General features: G+C 70.3%; 16 protein-coding genes. 7 read left to right on the forward strand and 9 right to left on the reverse strand.

Features of this window, described 5'->3' with window-relative positions; genetic code table 11:
- Nucleotide 1: 1 nt before the first annotated feature.
- Together ACFT32_RS39475 and ACFT32_RS39480 are read left to right on the forward strand one after the other, a co-directional pair.
- Nucleotides 2–898: an amino acid ABC transporter permease gene (locus ACFT32_RS39475; RefSeq protein WP_382499182.1), complete on the forward strand. Its 897-nt coding sequence runs from the start codon at nucleotides 2–4 to the stop codon at nucleotides 896–898.
- Complete coding sequence (locus ACFT32_RS39480) at nucleotides 895–1647, forward strand: amino acid ABC transporter ATP-binding protein (RefSeq protein ID WP_382498811.1); 753 nt, start codon at nucleotides 895–897, stop codon at nucleotides 1645–1647. Before ACFT32_RS39475 ends, ACFT32_RS39480 begins: the two co-directional genes overlap by 4 nt.
- 78 nt (nucleotides 1648–1725) lie before the next feature.
- On the opposite strand, the gene aroQ is transcribed toward ACFT32_RS39480, so the two are convergent.
- A complete protein-coding gene (gene aroQ, locus ACFT32_RS39485) occupies nucleotides 1726–2199 on the reverse strand; it encodes a type II 3-dehydroquinate dehydratase (RefSeq protein ID WP_382498813.1) in 474 nt (157 codons plus the stop codon).
- Between the two features lie 103 nt (nucleotides 2200–2302).
- Here aroQ and ACFT32_RS39490 point away from each other — a divergent pair, with 103 nt between their 5' ends.
- Together ACFT32_RS39490 and ACFT32_RS39495 are read left to right on the forward strand one after the other, a co-directional pair.
- Nucleotides 2303–3349 (forward strand): S66 peptidase family protein, encoded by a 1047-nt coding sequence (locus tag ACFT32_RS39490; RefSeq protein ID WP_382498815.1) that lies wholly within the window; start codon nucleotides 2303–2305, stop codon nucleotides 3347–3349.
- 93 nt (nucleotides 3350–3442) lie between these two features.
- The gene (locus ACFT32_RS39495) at nucleotides 3443–4735 is read left to right on the forward strand and encodes an MFS transporter (RefSeq protein WP_382498817.1); all 1293 of its coding nucleotides are present in this window, start codon (nucleotides 3443–3445) and stop codon (nucleotides 4733–4735) included.
- On the opposite strand, the gene ACFT32_RS39500 is transcribed toward ACFT32_RS39495, so the two are convergent.
- The 7 genes from ACFT32_RS39500 to ACFT32_RS39530 form a co-directional block, all read right to left on the reverse strand.
- Nucleotides 4725–5825 (reverse strand): calcium:proton antiporter, encoded by a 1101-nt coding sequence (locus tag ACFT32_RS39500; RefSeq protein ID WP_382498819.1) that lies wholly within the window; start codon nucleotides 5823–5825, stop codon nucleotides 4725–4727. The two genes, ACFT32_RS39495 and ACFT32_RS39500, sit on opposite strands and share 11 nt — an antisense overlap.
- A 63-nt stretch (nucleotides 5826–5888) precedes the next feature.
- Nucleotides 5889–6191, reverse strand: coding sequence for a hypothetical protein (locus tag ACFT32_RS39505; protein ID WP_382498821.1), 303 nt, complete (start codon nucleotides 6189–6191; stop codon nucleotides 5889–5891).
- A gap of 130 nt (nucleotides 6192–6321) precedes the next feature.
- On the reverse strand, nucleotides 6322–7323 hold the full coding sequence (locus ACFT32_RS39510) for a TerC/Alx family metal homeostasis membrane protein (RefSeq protein WP_382498824.1): 1002 nt from the start codon (nucleotides 7321–7323) through the stop codon (nucleotides 6322–6324).
- Between the two features lie 224 nt (nucleotides 7324–7547).
- A complete protein-coding gene (locus ACFT32_RS39515) occupies nucleotides 7548–9569 on the reverse strand; it encodes a TerD family protein (protein ID WP_382498827.1) in 2022 nt (673 codons plus the stop codon).
- A 78-nt stretch (nucleotides 9570–9647) separates the two neighbouring features.
- Nucleotides 9648–10226 carry a TerD family protein gene (locus ACFT32_RS39520; protein WP_382498829.1) on the reverse strand — a complete coding sequence of 193 codons (579 nt, stop codon included), beginning with the start codon at nucleotides 10224–10226 and terminating at the stop codon, nucleotides 9648–9650.
- Nucleotides 10227–10365: 139 nt separating this feature from the next.
- Complete coding sequence (gene uvrB / locus ACFT32_RS39525) at nucleotides 10366–12513, reverse strand: excinuclease ABC subunit UvrB (protein WP_382498831.1); 2148 nt, start codon at nucleotides 12511–12513, stop codon at nucleotides 10366–10368.
- A 40-nt stretch (nucleotides 12514–12553) separates the two neighbouring features.
- Nucleotides 12554–13426, reverse strand: coding sequence for an MHYT domain-containing protein (locus ACFT32_RS39530; RefSeq protein WP_382498833.1), 873 nt, complete (start codon nucleotides 13424–13426; stop codon nucleotides 12554–12556).
- 286 nt (nucleotides 13427–13712) lie between these two features.
- Here ACFT32_RS39530 and ACFT32_RS39535 point away from each other — a divergent pair, with 286 nt between their 5' ends.
- Nucleotides 13713–14585 (forward strand): glycerophosphodiester phosphodiesterase, encoded by an 873-nt coding sequence (locus ACFT32_RS39535; protein WP_382498834.1) that lies wholly within the window; start codon nucleotides 13713–13715, stop codon nucleotides 14583–14585.
- Nucleotides 14586–14660: 75 nt separating this feature from the next.
- Nucleotides 14661–15215, forward strand: a complete 555-nt coding sequence (locus ACFT32_RS39540) for a methylated-DNA--[protein]-cysteine S-methyltransferase (RefSeq protein WP_382498836.1) — start codon at nucleotides 14661–14663, stop codon at nucleotides 15213–15215.
- Between the two features lie 32 nt (nucleotides 15216–15247).
- Here the strand turns inward: ACFT32_RS39540 and ACFT32_RS39545 are convergent, their stop codons facing one another.
- A complete protein-coding gene (locus ACFT32_RS39545) occupies nucleotides 15248–15676 on the reverse strand; it encodes a VOC family protein (protein ID WP_382498838.1) in 429 nt (142 codons plus the stop codon).
- A gap of 99 nt (nucleotides 15677–15775) precedes the next feature.
- Between ACFT32_RS39545 and ACFT32_RS39550 the strand changes: the two genes are divergently transcribed.
- Entirely contained in the window at nucleotides 15776–16684 is a 909-nt protein-coding gene (locus ACFT32_RS39550; protein WP_382498840.1) for a pseudouridine-5'-phosphate glycosidase, read from the forward strand.
- Nucleotides 16685–16689 lie beyond the last annotated feature (5 nt).

Below are 16689 nucleotides of genomic sequence, written 5' to 3' on the forward strand. Positions count from 1 at the left end.
GATGAACAAGGCGGAGCCGGCGGAGGGCTCCGGCGAGCACGACGCGCCGGACGGGTACGTCCCCTCCCAGCGGCGCCTGGACCGTGAGCGCTACAAGCGCGCCCGCGCCCGGCGTGCCACCGCGATCGGCGCGCTCTCGACCCTCGTCACCGGAGCGGTCCTCTACCTGGTCGTCGTCAACGCCCCGGGCTGGCCGCGCACCAAGGAGACCTTCTTCGACTGGGGATACGCGCGTGAGGCGTTCCCGAAGGTCCTCGAAGGGCTGTGGCTGAACGTCCGGCTGCTGCTGATCTGCGGCGCCGCCGTGCTCGTCCTCGGCATGCTGATCGCCGTCGCGCGCACGCTGCGCGGCCCGGTGTTCTTCCCGCTGCGCTTCCTGGCCGCCGCCTACACGGATTTCTTCCGGGGGCTGCCGCTCATCATCAACCTGATGATCGTGGTCCTCGGCGTCCCGGCGCTGCGGCTCCAGGGGGTGACCGTCGACCCGGTGCTCCTCGGCGGCACCGCACTCACCCTGACGTACTCGGCGTACGTCGCCGAGGTGTTCCGCGCCGGCATCGAGTCCGTGCATCCCTCGCAGCGCGCCGCGGCCCGCTCGCTCGGGCTCAGCAACCGGCAGGCGCTGCGCCACGTGGTACTGCCCCAGGCGGTACGCCGCCAGGTGCCGCCGCTGCTGAACGACCTGGTGTCGCTCCAGAAGGACACCGGGCTGGTCTCGATCGGCGGTGCGGTGGACGCCGTACGGGCCGCCGACATCATCGTGGGCCGCAGCCTCAACTACACGCCGTACATCGTCGCGGGACTGGTCTTCGTCGCGCTGACCATCCCGATGACCCGCTTCACGGACTGGGTGACGGCACGGATGGACCGCCGACGGGCCCAGGGAGGAACCACATGAGCGAGACGCCCGTGCTGCGCATGGAGTCCGTCCGCAAGACCTTCGGCGGCTCGGTCGTCCTGCGGGACGTCGATCTGGAGGTGGCCCCTCATACAGTCACCGCGCTGATCGGTGCCTCCGGCTCCGGCAAGTCCACGCTGCTGCGGTGCGCGAACCTGCTGGAGGAGATCGACGACGGGGCGATCTGGCTGGACGGCGAGGAGATCACCGACCCGCGCGTCGACCAGGACGCCGTGCGCCGCCGGATCGGCGTGGTCTTCCAGTCGTACAACCTCTTCCCGCACATGACGGTCCTGGAGAACATCACGCTCGCTCCGCGCCGGGTGCACGGCCTGGGGCGCGCCGAGGCCGAGGCAGGCGCGCGTGAGCTGCTGGAGCGGCTGGGGCTGGGCGGGAAGGCGGGTGAGTACCCGGACCGGCTGAGCGGCGGCCAGCAGCAGCGGGTGGCGATCGTGCGTGCCCTGGCCGTACGTCCCCGGCTGCTGCTGCTCGACGAGATCACCGCCGCGCTCGATCCCGAACTGGTGGGCGAGGTCCTCACCGTCGTCCGCGGCCTGAAGGACGAGGGCATGACCATGGTGCTGGCCACGCACGAGATGGGCTTCGCGCGGGAGGTCGCCGACCAGGTGTGCTTCCTGGAGGGCGGCGTGGTGCTGGAGCGCGGCACCGCCGAGCAGGTCTTCGGGGAACCGCGGCAGGAGCGCACACAGCGCTTCCTGCGGCGGATCGTGGAGGCGGGGCGGTTGTAGTCGGGGCGAGGTGGGCGTGGCGAGGCTGGTGTAAGGGGCGCTCGCCAGGGCCGTCGGGGCTTACACGCCGGGCAGGGTCTAGGCGTCCGCCTGCCCCGCTCCGGCCAGCGCAGCGACGCGCTCCACCCCGAACACATAGCCCTGCACCCCGCAGCCCGCGATGACTCCGTCGGCGCGCAGCGAGACGTAGGAGTGGTGCCGGAACGACTCGCGCTTGTGGATGTTGGAGATGTGGACCTCCAACACCGGCAGGCCGTCGCAGGTGTTGAGGGCGTCCAGGATGGCGACGGACGTGTGCGAGTAGGCGCCCGGGTTGATCACGATGCCGCAGTGGCTCAGCCGCGCCTCGTGGATCCAGTCCACCAGCTCGCCCTCATGGTTGGACTGGCGGAAGTCGACCGTACCGCCGTGCGCGGCCGCCGCCTTGGCGCACAGGGCCTCCACGTCGGCGAGGGTGTCGGAGCCGTAGATCTCCGGCTGACGCTGGCCGAGCAGGTTCAGGTTGGGGCCGTTGAGGATCATGATCGGGGCGTTGGCCAGGTTGCGGGGCACGGTTCCTCCGGTCCGTTCAGGGTCGGGCGGCCCGTGACGGACCGCTGCTCGGACCCGGTTTATCACGGTGCGCCGACAGCGCGCCGGGCCGTAGCCTCCCGGCATGACGAGCCTCTCCTACCCGCCCAAGCCGTCGCCCGGCGACCGTATCGCCGTGATCTCCCCCTCCTCCGGCCTGCCAGGGCTCTTCCCGCTCCCCTACGAGCTGGGCCTGGAGCGGCTGCGCAAGGAGTACGGGCTGGAGCCGGTCGAATATCCGGCGACGCGCAAAATGGGCTCCTCCCCACGGGAACGGGCCGCCGACATCCACTCCGCCTTCGCCGACCCGGACATCAAGGCGGTCATCGCGTCGATCGGCGGGGACGACCAGATCACCGTGCTGCCGCTGCTGGACCGGGAGTTGATCCGGGCGAACCCGAAGCCCTTCTTCGGGATGAGCGACAACACCAACCTGCTCGCCTTCCTGCGCAACAGCGGCATCGTCGGCTACCACGGCGGGAGCGTCATGTGCGAGCTCGGCCGTCCCGGTGCCATGCACCCGCAGACCGCCGACTCTCTGCGGGCGGCCCTGTTCACCTCCGGCCCGTACGAGCTGAAGCCCGCCGAGCGGTGGCGTGACATCGACCGGGACTGGGCGGATCCGGCGACCTTCGACGCCGAGCCGGAGACCCAGCCCGGGGCCGGCTGGACCTGGGTCAACGCCGACCGGGTGGTGGAGGGCCGCAGTTGGGGCGGCTGCCTGGAGATCCTCGGCTGGCTGCTGATGGCCGACCGTGAGATCTCGCACGACCTGTCCCAGTACGACGGCGGTGTGCTGCTGCTGGAGACCTCTGAGGACATGCCGAGCGCGACGGAGGTCTTCAGCACACTGCGCAACATGGGCGAGCGCGGGCTGCTCCAGCGCTTCCCGGCGCTGCTGATGGGCCGCCCGAAGACATGGTTCTTCGAGCGGCCCAACACCCCGGAGGAGGCCGCTCGTTATGCGTCCGACCAGCGTGAGGCGGTCCTGCGTGCCCTGCGGGTCTACGCTCCCGACACCATGATCGTCTTCGATGTGGACTTCGGGCACACCGATCCGCAACTGGTGATCCCGTACGGGGGAACTGTGCGCGTGGACGGACGGGACCGGCGCATCACGGTCACCTACTGAAGGACCCCGAGCCCCCGCGCGCCCCCGTAACCGGCCGTCACCGTGGGTAGTTGACGCGGCATGCACGACGTACGCACCGTAAGGGCACCCTCCATGCCGCGCCTCGCGGCCGCCTCGCTCGCCGGCACGGCCATCGAGTTCTACGACTTCTTCGTCTACGGGACCGCGGCGGCCCTCATCCTGGGGCCGCTGTTCTTCCCGACCTTCTCACCGGTGGCCGGGACGCTGGCCGCCTTCGCCACCTTCGGCGTGGGCTTCGTGGCGCGTCCGCTGGGTTCGGTGCTGTTCGGGCACATCGGGGACCGGCGCGGACGGCGCCCGGTCCTCGTCGCCTCCCTGCTGCTCACCGGCGCCTCCACGGTCGCGGTCGGCTGTGTGCCGACCTACGACACGATCGGCGTGGCCGCTCCCCTGCTGCTCCTGGTGCTGCGCTTCCTGCAGGGGCTGGGGCTCGGCGGGGAGTGGGGCGGGGCGGTGCTGCTGACGGTGGAGCACGCGCCCGCCGACCGGCGCGGGCTGTGGTCGAGCTTCCCGCAGGTCGGGCCCGCGGTGGGGTTCCTGCTCGCCAACGGTGTGGTGCTGGGGCTGTCGACGACGCTGTCCGAGGCGCAGTTCGCCGCGTGGGGATGGCGGGTGCCGTTCTGGGCGGCGGGGGTGCTGGCGATCGTGGGGCTGTGGCTGCGCTCGTCGCTCGCCGAGAGCCCCAGCTTCCTCGAACTCGACGACCACGCGCGCGTGCCGCTCGCCGAGGTCCTGCGCGACCACTGGCGCCTCCTCCTGCTGACCGGCGGAGCGCTCGCGATCGGCTACGCGATCTTCTACGCCGTGACGACCTGGTCCCTCGCCTACGGCACGGAACGGCTCGGGGTGAGCCGCGGCGTCATGCTGACCTGCATCATGGGCGCGGTGCTCGTGAAGGGCGCGCTCACACCGCTGGTGGCGATGCTCGGGGACCGCATCGGCCGACGGCCCATGTGCCTGGCCGGGTGCGCGGCAGCCGCCCTGTGGATGTTCCCGATGGTCGCCCTCCTCGCCACCGGCACACCGCTGCCGATGTTCCTCGGCTTCCTCGGGGCGATGCTCTCGTTCATCACGATGTTCGCCGTGATCGCCGCGTATCTGCCGGAGCTGTACGAGCCGCGGGTGCGCTGCACCGGCGCCGCCGTCGGCTACAACCTCGGCGGCGTCCTCGGGGGCGCGCTCACGCCGATCGTGGCGACGGCGCTCGCCGAGCACGGCGGGCGGGTGCCCTGGGGCGTGGCCGCGTATCTGACGGCGATCGCGCTGTTCAGCCTGGGGTGCTTCGCGCTGCTGCCGGAGACGCGTCCGGTGCCGGTGGAGCCGGGGGCGAAGGCCGGGGCTGAGGCTGAGGCGTCTACGGGTTGATCGCCAGCTCCAGGTACGCCGCGAACAGCACCAGATGGACCCCGCCCTGGAGCGGTGTGGCCCGGCCCGGGACCACCGTCAGGGAGGCCACCACCACGGTCAGGGCCAGCAGCACCATGTGCGTGGCGCCGAGACCGAGCACCAGCGGGCCGGACAGCCACACGGACGCGAGCGCGACGGCGGGGATGGTCAGGCCGATGCTGGCCATGGCCGAGCCGAGGGCGAGGTTCAGACTGGTCTGCACACGGTCGCGGCGGGCGGAGCGCAGTGCGGCGATGGTCTCGGGGAGCAGTACCAGCAGCGCGATGATCACGCCGACCACGGCTTGGTGCAGCCCCGCGGCCTCCACCCCCGACTCGATGGTGGGCGACACACCCTTGGCCAGGCCGACCACGCCGATCAGCGCCAGGCCCAGCAGCCCCAGGCTGATCAGGGCGGTACGGGCGGTCGGCGCTGCGGCGTGCTCCTCGGCGGTGATCACGTCGCCCTGCCGGGTGATCGGCAGGAAGTAGTCCCGGTGCCTCACGGTCTGCGTCGCGACGAACAGGCCGTACAGGATCAGCGAGGAGAGCGCCGCGAAGGTCAGCTGAACGGTGGAGAACTCCGGGCCCGGCTTGCTCGTGGTGAACGTCGGCAGGACCAGGCTGAGCGTGGCCAGGGTCGCGACGGTCGCGAGTGCGGCCCCGGTGCCCTCGGGGTTGAAGACGGCCGTGCCGTGCCGCAGCGAGGCGACCAGGAGGCACAGGCCGACGATGCCGTTGCAAGTGATCATCACGGCTGCGAAGACCGTGTCGCGGGCCAGTGTCGCGCTCTTGTCCCCGCCGTCCACCATCAGGGTGACGATGAGGGCGACCTCGATGATCGTGACGGCGACGGCGAGAACGAGGGAGCCGAACGGTTCACCGACCCGGTGCGCCACCACCTCGGCGTGGTGGACGGCGGACAGAACAGCTCCCGCCAGGACCAGGGTCACCAGCGCGACGACGGCCGCGGGCAGATCGCGCCCCCACGTGAGGACCAGCAGTACCGCCGCGAGCACGGGCACCAAGGTCGTCCACTGTGCCGTGAGCGGCCTGCGCCGAGCGATCATGCAGTGATCGTCGCAGAGGTGCAGGGGCCCCGCACTCCGATCCCGCGGGGCCCGAGCTGGGGGCTACTTGAGCTCGCTCGCGTCCAAGAGGTCGCAGTTGGTGTAGACCCGCTCGCCGACACAGAGCGCGCCCAACTGCTCCGCCATCCTGCTGGTCTCGGGGTCGTCGCTGTTGCGCATGGCCTCCTCGTGCGAATCGAACTCGATCAGCGCCAGATAGCGGCGGGGGTTGTCGCGGTCCTTCAGAAGGATGCGGTGCGTGGGGCCACCCGTCCGGCCGGCGAGCCGCTGCCCCGCCTCCTCGAACACCTGCTCCATCTCGTCCAAGCGCTCGGTCTCGAAGTCGATGATCTGCACGAACTTCATGGCACCTCCAGCCGGCCACGGCGCCCCCGGACCGAGGAACGCGCTCAGCAAACAAGCAAGCACCGGAACCGGCGGTCGGCAATTCGCCGGCCACCGGTCCCGGTGATGGTTGTTCCTACGTCCGACGCGGTCAGACGTCGATGCTGTCCTTCGGAGCGCTTCCGCTCTGCCCCTGCGCCGCCTCGGCCGCCGCCTGCTTCTTGGAAGCGCGCAGGCTGGTGATCGTGGTGACGATCAGGACGGCGCAGATCACGCCGAGCGATACCGGAATGCTGATCTCGGGGACGTGCACCCCGGACTCGTGCAGTGCGTGGAGCACCAGCTTCACGCCGATGAAGCCCAGGATGATCGACAGGCCGTAGCTGAGGTGAACCAGCTTCCTCAGCAGGCCGCCGATGAGGAAGTACAGCTGACGCAGACCCATCAGGGCGAACGCGTTGGCCGTGAAGACGATGTACGGGTCCTGCGTCAGGCCGAAGATCGCGGGGATGGAGTCGAGGGCGAACAGGACGTCGGTGGTGCCGATCGCGAGCATCACGACCAGCATCGGGGTCATGACCCGCTTGCCGTTCTCCTGGATCCACAGCTTGGTGCCGTGGTACCGGTCGGCCACACCGAAGCGGCGCTCGGCGGCCTTGAGCAGCTTGTTCTCCTCCCAGTCCTCGTCGTCCTCGTCCGCGCGGGCCTCCTGGATGAGCTTCCACGCGGTGTAGATGAGGAAGGCGCCGAAGATGTAGAACACCCAGGCGAAGCTGGCGAGGATCGCCGCGCCGGCGGCGATGAAGATGGCCCGAAGGACCAGGGCGATGAGAACACCGATCAGGAGAACGCGCTGCTGGTACTGCGAGGGCACCGCGAACTTCGCCATGATCAGGACGAAGACGAAGAGGTTGTCGACGCTCAGCGACTTCTCGGTGATGAAGCCCGCGAAGAACTCACCGGCGGGCTGGCCGCCGCCGAACACCAGCAGACCGAGCCCGAAGAGCGCGGCAAGCACGATCCAGACGACCGTCCAGATCCCGGCTTCCTTGATCGACACGTCGTGCGGTTTGCGGCCGATGAAGAAGTCGACCGCGATCAGGGCGGCGAGGCCCACGATCGTCAGGACCCATAGGGTCACGGAAACATCCACTGCGCCTCCGGCAGTCGTTAACGGCAAATGTCAGCGTCGTCGCTGCCGGAGGTCTCTTCCACCCAAGGATGGGCCGACGCCCCGGGATCTGGCCGGATCCGTATTGACGGGTACGTCGCAGCAGACAGGGAGTACTCCCCTCCGTGCCGACAACAGTACCGCAATCACCAAGAACAGGTAAAGCGCTTGGCAAAAGAAAGGCCAAAATCCCTGGTCAGGGAGCTTTACAAGTACTTGGTGCGGGCCGCCGCGACCTGGCTGAGCACCTGCTGGAGGACCTGACTGCCGGACGGCACCAGCGACGGCTCGTACGTCCAGGCATGACCGACCCACGGGTCGGCGAGGTGGTCGTCGGGCACGGGCGTCAGTCGCAACAGCGAACGCCACAGCGGGTCGAGCAAAGGCCCGTATCCGGAGGACTCCTCACGGTCGGCCACCATCATCAGGTGAACGCCGAAGGCGGGACCCTCTTCGGCGAGGTAGCGCAGCTGGTTCACGGCACGGTCGTCGAAGCCGTGCGGGAAGTCGTTGACGATCAGCAGTTGCTGCGAGGTGTCGAAGCCGGGCGGCAGGGAGTCGGCGACGCCTCCCCGTACCGCCATCTGCACCAGGTCGACCCGCTGGGTGAGCCGCGCCAGCACGTCCGCCACCCCTGCGGCGCCGAGCGCGGGCGGGGCGGAGAGCACACCGGTCCGCACGAGAGGTGTCAGGGGCTGCGCCCCCGAGCCGGCCGGGTCGATGACATGGACGGTGAACTCACCCGCCGGATAGACGGCGAGCAGCCGGGCCGCGTGCGCGACCGCCGTCTCCATGGCGAGACGTCCCATGGCGTGCGAGTCGGTGAACGAACCGTCGGACGATCCGGTGTGGCCGCTGTCGATCCACAGGCCGCGCTCCAGCGGCAGCCGGACCAGCATCGGGATACGGATCCGGTCGGCCTCGGGGAGACGGAGGTCGCCCAGGCGCAGCGCCATGGGGATCTCCATCGGCGGCCGGTAGGCATGCCACACCGGGTTGTCCCAGCGGGCGTACGCCGGCGGCAGGGCCGGTTCGACGACGTCGGCCTCGGCCGTGAGCTGGGAGAGGTCCCGTTCGAGGGCCTCCCTGGCCTGGGCGACGAGCTGTGCGTGCCGGGCGCGGGCCGCCTCACGGGCGGCGTCACCCTGCCCGCCGATCCGGCTGCGAGGGTCGGACAGGACCTGCTCCAGCTCCTTGTCCATACGGGACTCTGCGAAGTCGACGGCGCTGCGGTAGGCGGCGGCGGTGCGGGCCAGGTCCTCGAACATGCCCCACACCTGGTTGTAGAGCCGCTCCTCCATGGACCAGCCGGTCGCGTCGCCCGCCACGGGCTGCGCGGGCTGCCCGGGGGCGGCAGGGGGTGCGGTGGGCGGCGGCGGGGGCGGAGCGGCGTTCTGGCGGCGCGGATGGCTGTAGTCGATCGGGCCGCCCGCGGTGGGCCCGGACGGCTGGGTGACGGCGGAAGGATCCGGTGCCGTGCCGGGGTACGGCGACTGCGGTGCGGGCTGTCCCGGGACGCTGGGCGGCTGCACGCCGTACGGGGACGTGGGCGGTACGGGGCCGGGGGCGCCCTGTGGCGCCGTGCCGCCCTGGTCCGGGCCGAGGGCCGGGGTCGCGGTCTGGCGGGAACGGTCGCCCTCCGCGGTGCGCGGCGGGGGCGCCTGGACCGAACGGGCCAGCCCTCGGGCCACCGCCTCGTCGATGCCGCCCGCGAGCTGCCGGGCCTGGGGCAGGCCCTGGTCGGTGAGAAGTTCGGCGAGGCCGCCCGCATAGCCCTGGCCGACGGCGCGCACCTTCCAGGCGCCCTGCCGGCGGTAGAGCTCCAGGGCGACCACGGCCGACTCGGTGTCCAGGCCGGTGAGGGTGTAACTGGCGATCTCGCCACCGTCGAGGCCGGTGACGGCGACGAACGGGGCGGCGACGGCGCCGAAACGGACCGGGCCCGCCCCGCCGGCGGGCAGGGCGAGCAGCACACCGACACGGTGGACGGCCTCCGGCAGGGCGTCCAGGTCCACCGCGAGGCGGTGGTCGGCGGCGGCCTGCCGGGAGACCTCGAGACCGGGCTGGGTGGGTGCGCCCGGATGGGCCACCCATTCCACGCCGTGGATCCTGCCGGTCTCGTCGCTGAGCGCGGCCGCGGTCACGATCGGCGCGCCGGCCGAGACCCGGATCTCGAGACGGGCCTGGGAGAGCGGGTGGTTCTGCCCCCGCACCAGCTCGGCCGTCATCGCCTTCGTCCCCCTGTGTCGTTGTGTGGTGTCGTGTGCCGCTCGCCGGCCCGCCCCGAGCGGTTGCCTCCTGAGGCCTTAGAGGACGGGCAGGATCGTCGGCATGAGGTCCTGGAAGGTGCGGCCGTTGGCCGGGTTGCCCAGGGCCGTCATCGACCAGCCCGGGCCCGAGCGGTGCACCTTCGCCATGATCTGAGCCGTGTACTGGCCGCCGCCGGCCAGTGTGTAGCGGGCGAGCTCCTGGCCGTTGGTCTCGTCGACCAGGCGGCAGAACGCGTTCTGCACCTCCTGGAACGTCTGGCCCGTGAAGGAGTTCACGGTGAAGACGATCTGGTCGATGTGGACCGGGACACGGGAGAGGTCGACGAGGATGGCCTCGTCGTCGCCGCCCTGGCCGACACCGCCGACGAGGTTGTCGCCGGTGTGGCGCACCGAGCCGTCGTCGCTCACCAGGTGGCGGAAGAAGACGACGTCGACCGGCTGCTTGTCCGCGAACAGGACGGCGGATGCGTCGAGGTCGATCTCGCGCGTCCGAGAGCCGAACAGGCCGCGCCGGGGAGCCGCCTGCCAGCCGAGACCCATCCGCACCGCGGTCAGGCTGCCGCCGTCGCTCTTCTGCAGACTGATGGCCTGACCCTTGGTCATGTTGACGGTCACGCGCTGATTCCCCTCTCGAACGTCCCCTGTTGCCGCGCATTCGCGGTTGACCAGAACCCTACGCAGGGGCACTGACAGTGACGTAGCCCGGTCCGCGCTTTGTGTCGGTGTTGCAACACTGCGCGTACGCGGTCCGCTGTCAGGCCAGGCCCGCCTCCTTCATCTGGCGCAGTTCCTTCTTCATCTCGGAGACCTCGTCGCGCAGCCGGGCCGCGATCTCGAACTGGAGGTCCGCGGCGGCGGCCCGCATGCGCGTGGTCAGCTCCTCGATCTGCTCGGTGAGTTCGGCCGCGGGGCGGTCGGTCGGGACCGTCTCCTTGGCCTTGCCCTTGCCCTTGGCGGGCTTGGCCCCGTCGACGGCCTTGCCACCCAGGGAGGGCACGGGCGCCTTGGCGCCCCCGCCGTCCTTGCGCCCCTGTCGGTAGCCCGAGCCGAGCAGCTGCTCGGTGTCGACGTCCTCGCGGGCGATCTGGGCGACGATGTCGTTGATCTTCTTGCGGAGGGGCTGGGGGTCGATGCCCTGTTCCGTGTTGTACGCGATCTGCTTCTCCCGGCGCCGGTTGGTCTCGTCGATGGCCTTCTCCATCGCCGGGGTGATCTTGTCGGCGTACATATGGACCTGGCCCGAGACGTTGCGCGCGGCGCGGCCGATGGTCTGGATCAGGGAGGTGCCGGAGCGCAGGAAGCCCTCCTTGTCGGCGTCCAGGATCGCCACCAGGGACACCTCGGGCAGGTCGAGGCCCTCCCGCAGGAGGTTGATGCCGACGAGCACGTCGTACTCGCCCGCGCGCAGCTCACGCAGCAGCTCGACACGGCGCAGGGTGTCGACGTCGCTGTGCAGATAGCGCACCTGGATGCCCAGCTCCAGGAAGTAGTCCGTGAGGTCCTCGGCCATCTTCTTGGTGAGCGTGGTGACCAGGACGCGCTCGTCCTTGTCGGTGCGCGTCCGGATCTCGTGCACCAGGTCGTCGATCTGGCCCTCGGTGGGCTTGACGACGACCTCCGGGTCGACCAGGCCGGTGGGGCGGATGATCTGCTCGACGAAGCCGTCCCCGCGGGAGAGCTCGTACTTTCCGGGGGTCGCCGACAGGTAGACCGTCTGGTCGATGCGCTCCTGGAACTCCTCCCACTTCAGGGGGCGGTTGTCCAGTGCGGAGGGCAGCCGGAAGCCGTGGTCGACGAGGGTGCGCTTGCGGGAGGCGTCACCCTCGTACATGGCGCCGATCTGGGGCACCGTGACGTGCGACTCGTCGATGACGAGGAGGAAGTCGTCCGGGAAGTAGTCCAGCAGGGTGTTGGGCGGGGAGCCGGGCAGGCGGCCGTCGAAGTGCATCGAGTAGTTCTCGACGCCGGAGCAGGAGCCGATCTGGCGGAGCATCTCGATGTCGTAGGTGGTGCGCATCCTGAGGCGCTGGGCCTCCAGGAGCTTGCCCTGCTTCTCCAGCTCCGAGAGGCGCTCGCCCAGCTCCTTCTCGATGTCGTTGACCGCCCGCTCCAGGCGCTCGGGTCCTGCGACGTAGTGGGAGGCCGGGAAGACGTACAGCTGCTGGTCGTCGCTGATGATCTCGCCGGTGAGCGGATGGAGGGTGGAGAGCGCCTCGATCTCGTCGCCGAACATCTCGATGCGGACGGCCAGCTCCTCGTAGACCGGGAAGATCTCGATGGTGTCGCCGCGGACGCGGAAGGTGCCGCGGGTGAAGGCCATGTCGTTGCGCGTGTACTGGATGTCCACGAAGCGGCGCAGCAGCTCGTCCCGGTCGAACTCGTCGCCGACCCTGAGGGGGACCATGCGGTCCACGTACTCCTGAGGCGTACCGAGGCCGTAGATGCAGGAGACCGAGGCGACCACCACGACGTCGCGGCGGGTGAGCAGCGAGTTGGTCGCGGAGTGGCGCAGGCGCTCGACCTCCTCGTTGATCGAGGAGTCCTTCTCGATGTAGGTGTCCGACTGCGGGACGTACGCCTCGGGCTGGTAGTAGTCGTAGTACGAGACGAAGTACTCGACGGCGTTGTTCGGGAGCAGCTCGCGGAACTCGTTCGCCAGCTGGGCGGCCAGTGTCTTGTTCGGCGCCATCACGAGTGTGGGGCGCTGAAGCTTCTCGATCATCCACGCGGTGGTGGCGGACTTGCCGGTGCCGGTCGCGCCGAGCAGGACGACGTCCTTCTCGCCTGCCTGGACGCGCCGGGCGAGATCGGCGATGGCCGTCGGCTGGTCGCCGTTCGGCTGGTAGGGGCTGACGACCTCGAAGGGCGCCACCGTGCGTTCGATCTGGGAAACGGGCCGCATGGAATCCACCGTACGACCCCGCACTGACAACGGGCTCCGATCAGCGCTTCTGCGGGGTTCGGGAGCGGCTGTGCTCCACGGTGCGGCGGGGGCGGAACCGCATGCGGTGCGCGGAGTGGTGGACGGCGCTGTGGGTGTGGGCGGGGATGCCGGGCTTCTGCTCGACGGGGGCGACGGTGGGCTTCCCCATGACCATCAGCGGGTCGAACATCACCACGACACCCGCGAGCAGGAGGAAGGCGAGCGGGCCGATCAGCATGGGCGCGAGCAGGGCCGCCGGCGACTCTCCCGATGTGGGTTCGCCCGTGCCGTGGAGGTGGACGTCCAGGGCGGCCATGCCGGTGTAGTGCATGCCGCTGACGGCGAGCCCCATGACGAGGCTGGCGCCCACGCTCCACAGGAATCCCCGGACCTGGCCGGCCGCCCAGAGCGCGGCGGTGGCGGCACACATGGCGATCGCGACGGAGATGCCGACGGTGAAGGTGTTGTACTCGAGCTTCCCGTCAAGGCGCATGCTGGCCATGCCGAGGTAGTGCATCGACGCGATGCCCAGGCCGGTGATGGTGCCTCCGGTGAACAGGGCCGTTCCCCGGGCGCCCTTGTAGCCCACGATGAAGACCCCGATGCCCACCATGACGATCGCCACGGCGAGACTCCCGAAGGTCATCGTCTTGTCGTAGTGGATCGGGGTCTCCTGGACCGTGAATCCCATCATCGCGACGAAGTGCATGGTCCATATGCCGGAGCCGATGGCGGCCGAGCCGAGGGCGAGCCAGCCGGGGCGCCACGACTGGGCGACGAGCATGGATCTGGTGGTGCACCGCAGCCCCAGGGCGCCGCCGAGGCAGGCCATGAGGTAGGCCACCAGGGGTGTGACCAGGCCGTAGCTGAATCCGTCGACCGTGCCCTGCATGCGCGGCTGTCCTTCCCGCCCTTTGCGTCCCGGAACTCCTGATGTGCCCCCCTCCCAGGACCGCACGAGCGGTCAGGGTTGACGCAGAGAGTATGACTCCCACCGGAATGGTCGAACGACTTTCCGGCAAAGAAACACGGCCTTGCCCCAGTTGTGCGGCACCAGTGAGCGGACTTGGGTCATCTGCGTTCAACCTGTGGCCATCCTGCACCCCTCTCGCGTTGACCCTCTGCTGTCACAGTTGATCTGTCTGTGATGCCGCCGAACGCTCACGCGAGGAGTACGCATGCACGCGCGCGCTGTTGCCGCCTCCACCACCGCACTCCTGGGGACCGCCGCTCTCCTCGTCCCCGTCTCCCCCGCGGGGGCAGCGGACGCCGAGGGAGTGCCGCTGGTCATCGCCCACCGGGGCGCTTCCGCGTACGCGCCCGAGAACACGCTGGCCGCCGTGGACAAGGCGGCGGAGCTGGGCATCCCCTGGGTGGAGAACGACGTCCAGCAGACCAGGGACGGCGAGCTGGTGGTCGTACACGACGACAACCTGCGGCGCACCACCGATGTCGAGGAGGTCTTCCCCGGGCGGGCCCCCTGGAAGGTGAAGGACTTCACCGCCGCCGAGATCGCCCGTCTCGACGCGGGCAGTTGGTTCGGCCCCGCCTACGCGGGCGCGCGCGTGCCGACGCTGGAGCAGTTCGTGGACCGTCTCGAGCGGCACCACCAGAAGCTTCTCCTGGAGATCAAGAACCCGGAGCTGTATCCGGGCATAGAGCGCCAGACGCTCAAGGTGCTCAGCAACGAAGGCTGGCTCGACAAGTCACATCTGGCGGGCCGGCTGATCGTGCAGAGCTTCAGCGCGGACAGCGTGCGGACGGTCCACGAGCTGAAGCCCGGGGTGAAGACCGGCTTCCTGGGGACGCCCCCGGTGTCGGAGCTGTCCTCCTACGCCGGTTTCGCCGACCAGATCAACCCGTCGTACGGCTCGCTCTCCACGGCGTACGTCTCCGCCGTCCAGGGGTTCGACGGACCGCACGGCGCGCCCATGGAGGTCTTCACCTGGACGGTCGACGACGCGGCCACGGCCAAGCGGGTCGCCCGGTACGGCGTCGACGGGATCATCACGAACAAGCCGGACGTGGTGCGGGAGGCCGTGGGCGGGTGATCCGCCGCCCCGGGAGCCGCCTGCCGGCCCTGCCGCCGCGGCGGCGTTGTCAGTGGCGGGCCGTACGGTGGGCGCATGGACAGCCATGGGCAGGTTGAGCAGCGGGTCGTGTGGAGCGTCGTCGACACCGGCATCGGTCCGCTGCTGCTGGCCGCGACCCGCGAGGGCCTGGTCAGCGTCGTGTTCCATGCCACGGACGCGGTGCGGGACCGGGCGGTCGAGCGGCTGGCGTCGCGCCTGGGCACCGAGCCCGTCGAGGCGCCCGGCTCCCCGCTGCTGGCCGAGGCGATACGTCAGGTCGGGGCGTACTTCGCGGGTGAGCGACGCGACTTCGACCTGCCGCTGGACTGGTCGCTGATCTCCGGCTTCAACCGGGAGGTCCTGCGGGAACTGGCCTCGGGTGTGCCGTACGGCACGGTCGTCGGGTACGGCGATCTGGCCGGGCGGGTCGGTCAGCCGGGCGCCGCACAGGCCGTGGGCATGGCGATGGGCGCCAATCCGCTGCCGGTGGTGGTGCCCTGCCACCGGGTCGTCGAGAGCGGCGGCGGCATCGGCGGATTCGGGGGCGGCCTGGAGACCAAGCGGAAGCTGCTCGCCCTGGAAGGGGTGCTGCCCGAGCCTCTCTTCTGAGGTCTCGGGCCTGCCTGAGGTCCCGGGCCCGGTCAGTCGTAGTGCCGCGCCTCGAAGACGTTGCCGTCCGGGTCCCGGAAGTAGAAGCTGCGGGTGGCCTTGCCCCGGGCTCCGAAGGAGTCGTAGGAGAGCTCCGACACCGGTACGGCGCGTTCCTCGAGGCGGCCGAGAAGGGCGTCGAAGTCGCCGCGGGGCAGGGACAGGCAGACGTGGTTGACGGGGTGGCCGGCGCTGTCGGCGGCACCGGGCAGCATCTTCATGCGTTCCGCGAAGGTCAGCGGCATGAGATCGAGGATGGTCTCGTCGTTGACGCGCACGGAGGGGAACGGCACCTTGCCCGCGGCGAACTCGGTGAGCCTGACCGTCTCCATGCCGACGGCCTTCTCGTAGAAGTCGGCGGCGGCGACCGGGTCGCGCACCCAGAGGACGACGTGGTCGAGACGTGCGATGTGGTCCGTCATGCACTCCAGGCTCGTGACGTCCGCGACGGCCCGCAAGTGTTTGACCCGGCGCGCCGCCCGCCAGAGATGAGGGAGGACCGACTGACAGGAGGCAGGCGCGTGGTGCTGGTGATGTCGGAAGAGGTACGGGCGGCGCTCGAGGCGCGGCAGCCCGTGGTTGCCCTGGAGTCCACGATCATCGCCCACGGGCTGCCTCGTCCGCGCAACCTCCAGGTGGCCCTGGAGCTGGAGGCGGCCGTCCGGCATGAGGGGGCAGTGCCCGCGACGATCGCCGTGCTGGACGGGCGGCCCCTTGTCGGACTGGACAAGGAGCAGCTGGAGCGGGTCGCGAACGAGGACGGGATCCGCAAGCTGGGCCACCGCGACCTGCCGCTCGCGCTGGCATCCGGGGCGAGCGGGGCGACCACGGTGTCGGCGACCGCGCTGCTGGCGGCGCGGGCGGGCGTACGGGTGTTCGCGACGGGCGGGCTCGGCGGAGTGCACCGGGAGTGGACGGTGACGCAGGACGAGTCGGCGGACCTCGGTCTGCTGGCGCGGACCAGGATCACCGTGGTGTGCGCGGGGGTGAAATCGATCCTGGACGTGCCGGCGACCTTGCAGCGGCTGGAGACGCTGGGTGTCGCGGTGGCCGGTTACGGCACCGAGAGGTTCCCGGGCTTCTATCTGTCCGACTCGGGGCATCCGGTGGACTGGACGCTGCGGACGCCGGAGCAGGTGGCGGGCGTCATGCGGGCCCAGGACGCGCTGGCCGAGCCGGAGTCGGCGCTGATCGTCGCCAACCCCGTCCCTGAGGAGGAGCAGCTCGATCCGGAGCTGCACGCACGCGTGCTCGCGGACGCGCTGCACGCGTGCGAGGAGGCGGGAGTCACCGGCCAGGCGGTCACGCCGTTCCTGCTCGACCATCTGGTGCGGCACACCGACGGGGCCTCCCTGAGCGCCAATCTGGCGGCGGTCCGCGGCAATGTACGCCTGGCGGCGCGGATCGCGGCGGCCTGGGCCCGGAGGTGACCGGC

The organism is Streptomyces sp. NPDC057002, assembly GCF_042673825.1.
Lineage (GTDB): Bacteria > Actinomycetota > Actinomycetes > Streptomycetales > Streptomycetaceae > Streptomyces.

Coding starts and splice junctions, on each gene's coding strand:
- ACFT32_RS39475 (WP_382499182.1), top strand. CDS start 2: ATGAACAAGGCGGAGCCGGCGGAGGGCTCCGGCGAGCACGACGCGCCG.
- ACFT32_RS39480 (WP_382498811.1), top strand. CDS start 895: ATGAGCGAGACGCCCGTGCTGCGCATGGAGTCCGTCCGCAAGACCTTC.
- ACFT32_RS39490 (WP_382498815.1), top strand. CDS start 2,303: ATGACGAGCCTCTCCTACCCGCCCAAGCCGTCGCCCGGCGACCGTATC.
- ACFT32_RS39495 (WP_382498817.1), top strand. CDS start 3,443: ATGCCGCGCCTCGCGGCCGCCTCGCTCGCCGGCACGGCCATCGAGTTC.
- ACFT32_RS39500 (WP_382498819.1), bottom strand. CDS start 5,825: ATGATCGCTCGGCGCAGGCCGCTCACGGCACAGTGGACGACCTTGGTG.
- ACFT32_RS39505 (WP_382498821.1), bottom strand. CDS start 6,191: ATGAAGTTCGTGCAGATCATCGACTTCGAGACCGAGCGCTTGGACGAG.
- ACFT32_RS39515 (WP_382498827.1), bottom strand. CDS start 9,569: ATGACGGCCGAGCTGGTGCGGGGGCAGAACCACCCGCTCTCCCAGGCC.
- uvrB (WP_382498831.1), bottom strand. CDS start 12,513: ATGCGGCCCGTTTCCCAGATCGAACGCACGGTGGCGCCCTTCGAGGTC.
- ACFT32_RS39530 (WP_382498833.1), bottom strand. CDS start 13,426: ATGCAGGGCACGGTCGACGGATTCAGCTACGGCCTGGTCACACCCCTG.
- ACFT32_RS39535 (WP_382498834.1), top strand. CDS start 13,713: ATGCACGCGCGCGCTGTTGCCGCCTCCACCACCGCACTCCTGGGGACC.
- ACFT32_RS39540 (WP_382498836.1), top strand. CDS start 14,661: ATGGACAGCCATGGGCAGGTTGAGCAGCGGGTCGTGTGGAGCGTCGTC.
- ACFT32_RS39545 (WP_382498838.1), bottom strand. CDS start 15,676: ATGACGGACCACATCGCACGTCTCGACCACGTCGTCCTCTGGGTGCGC.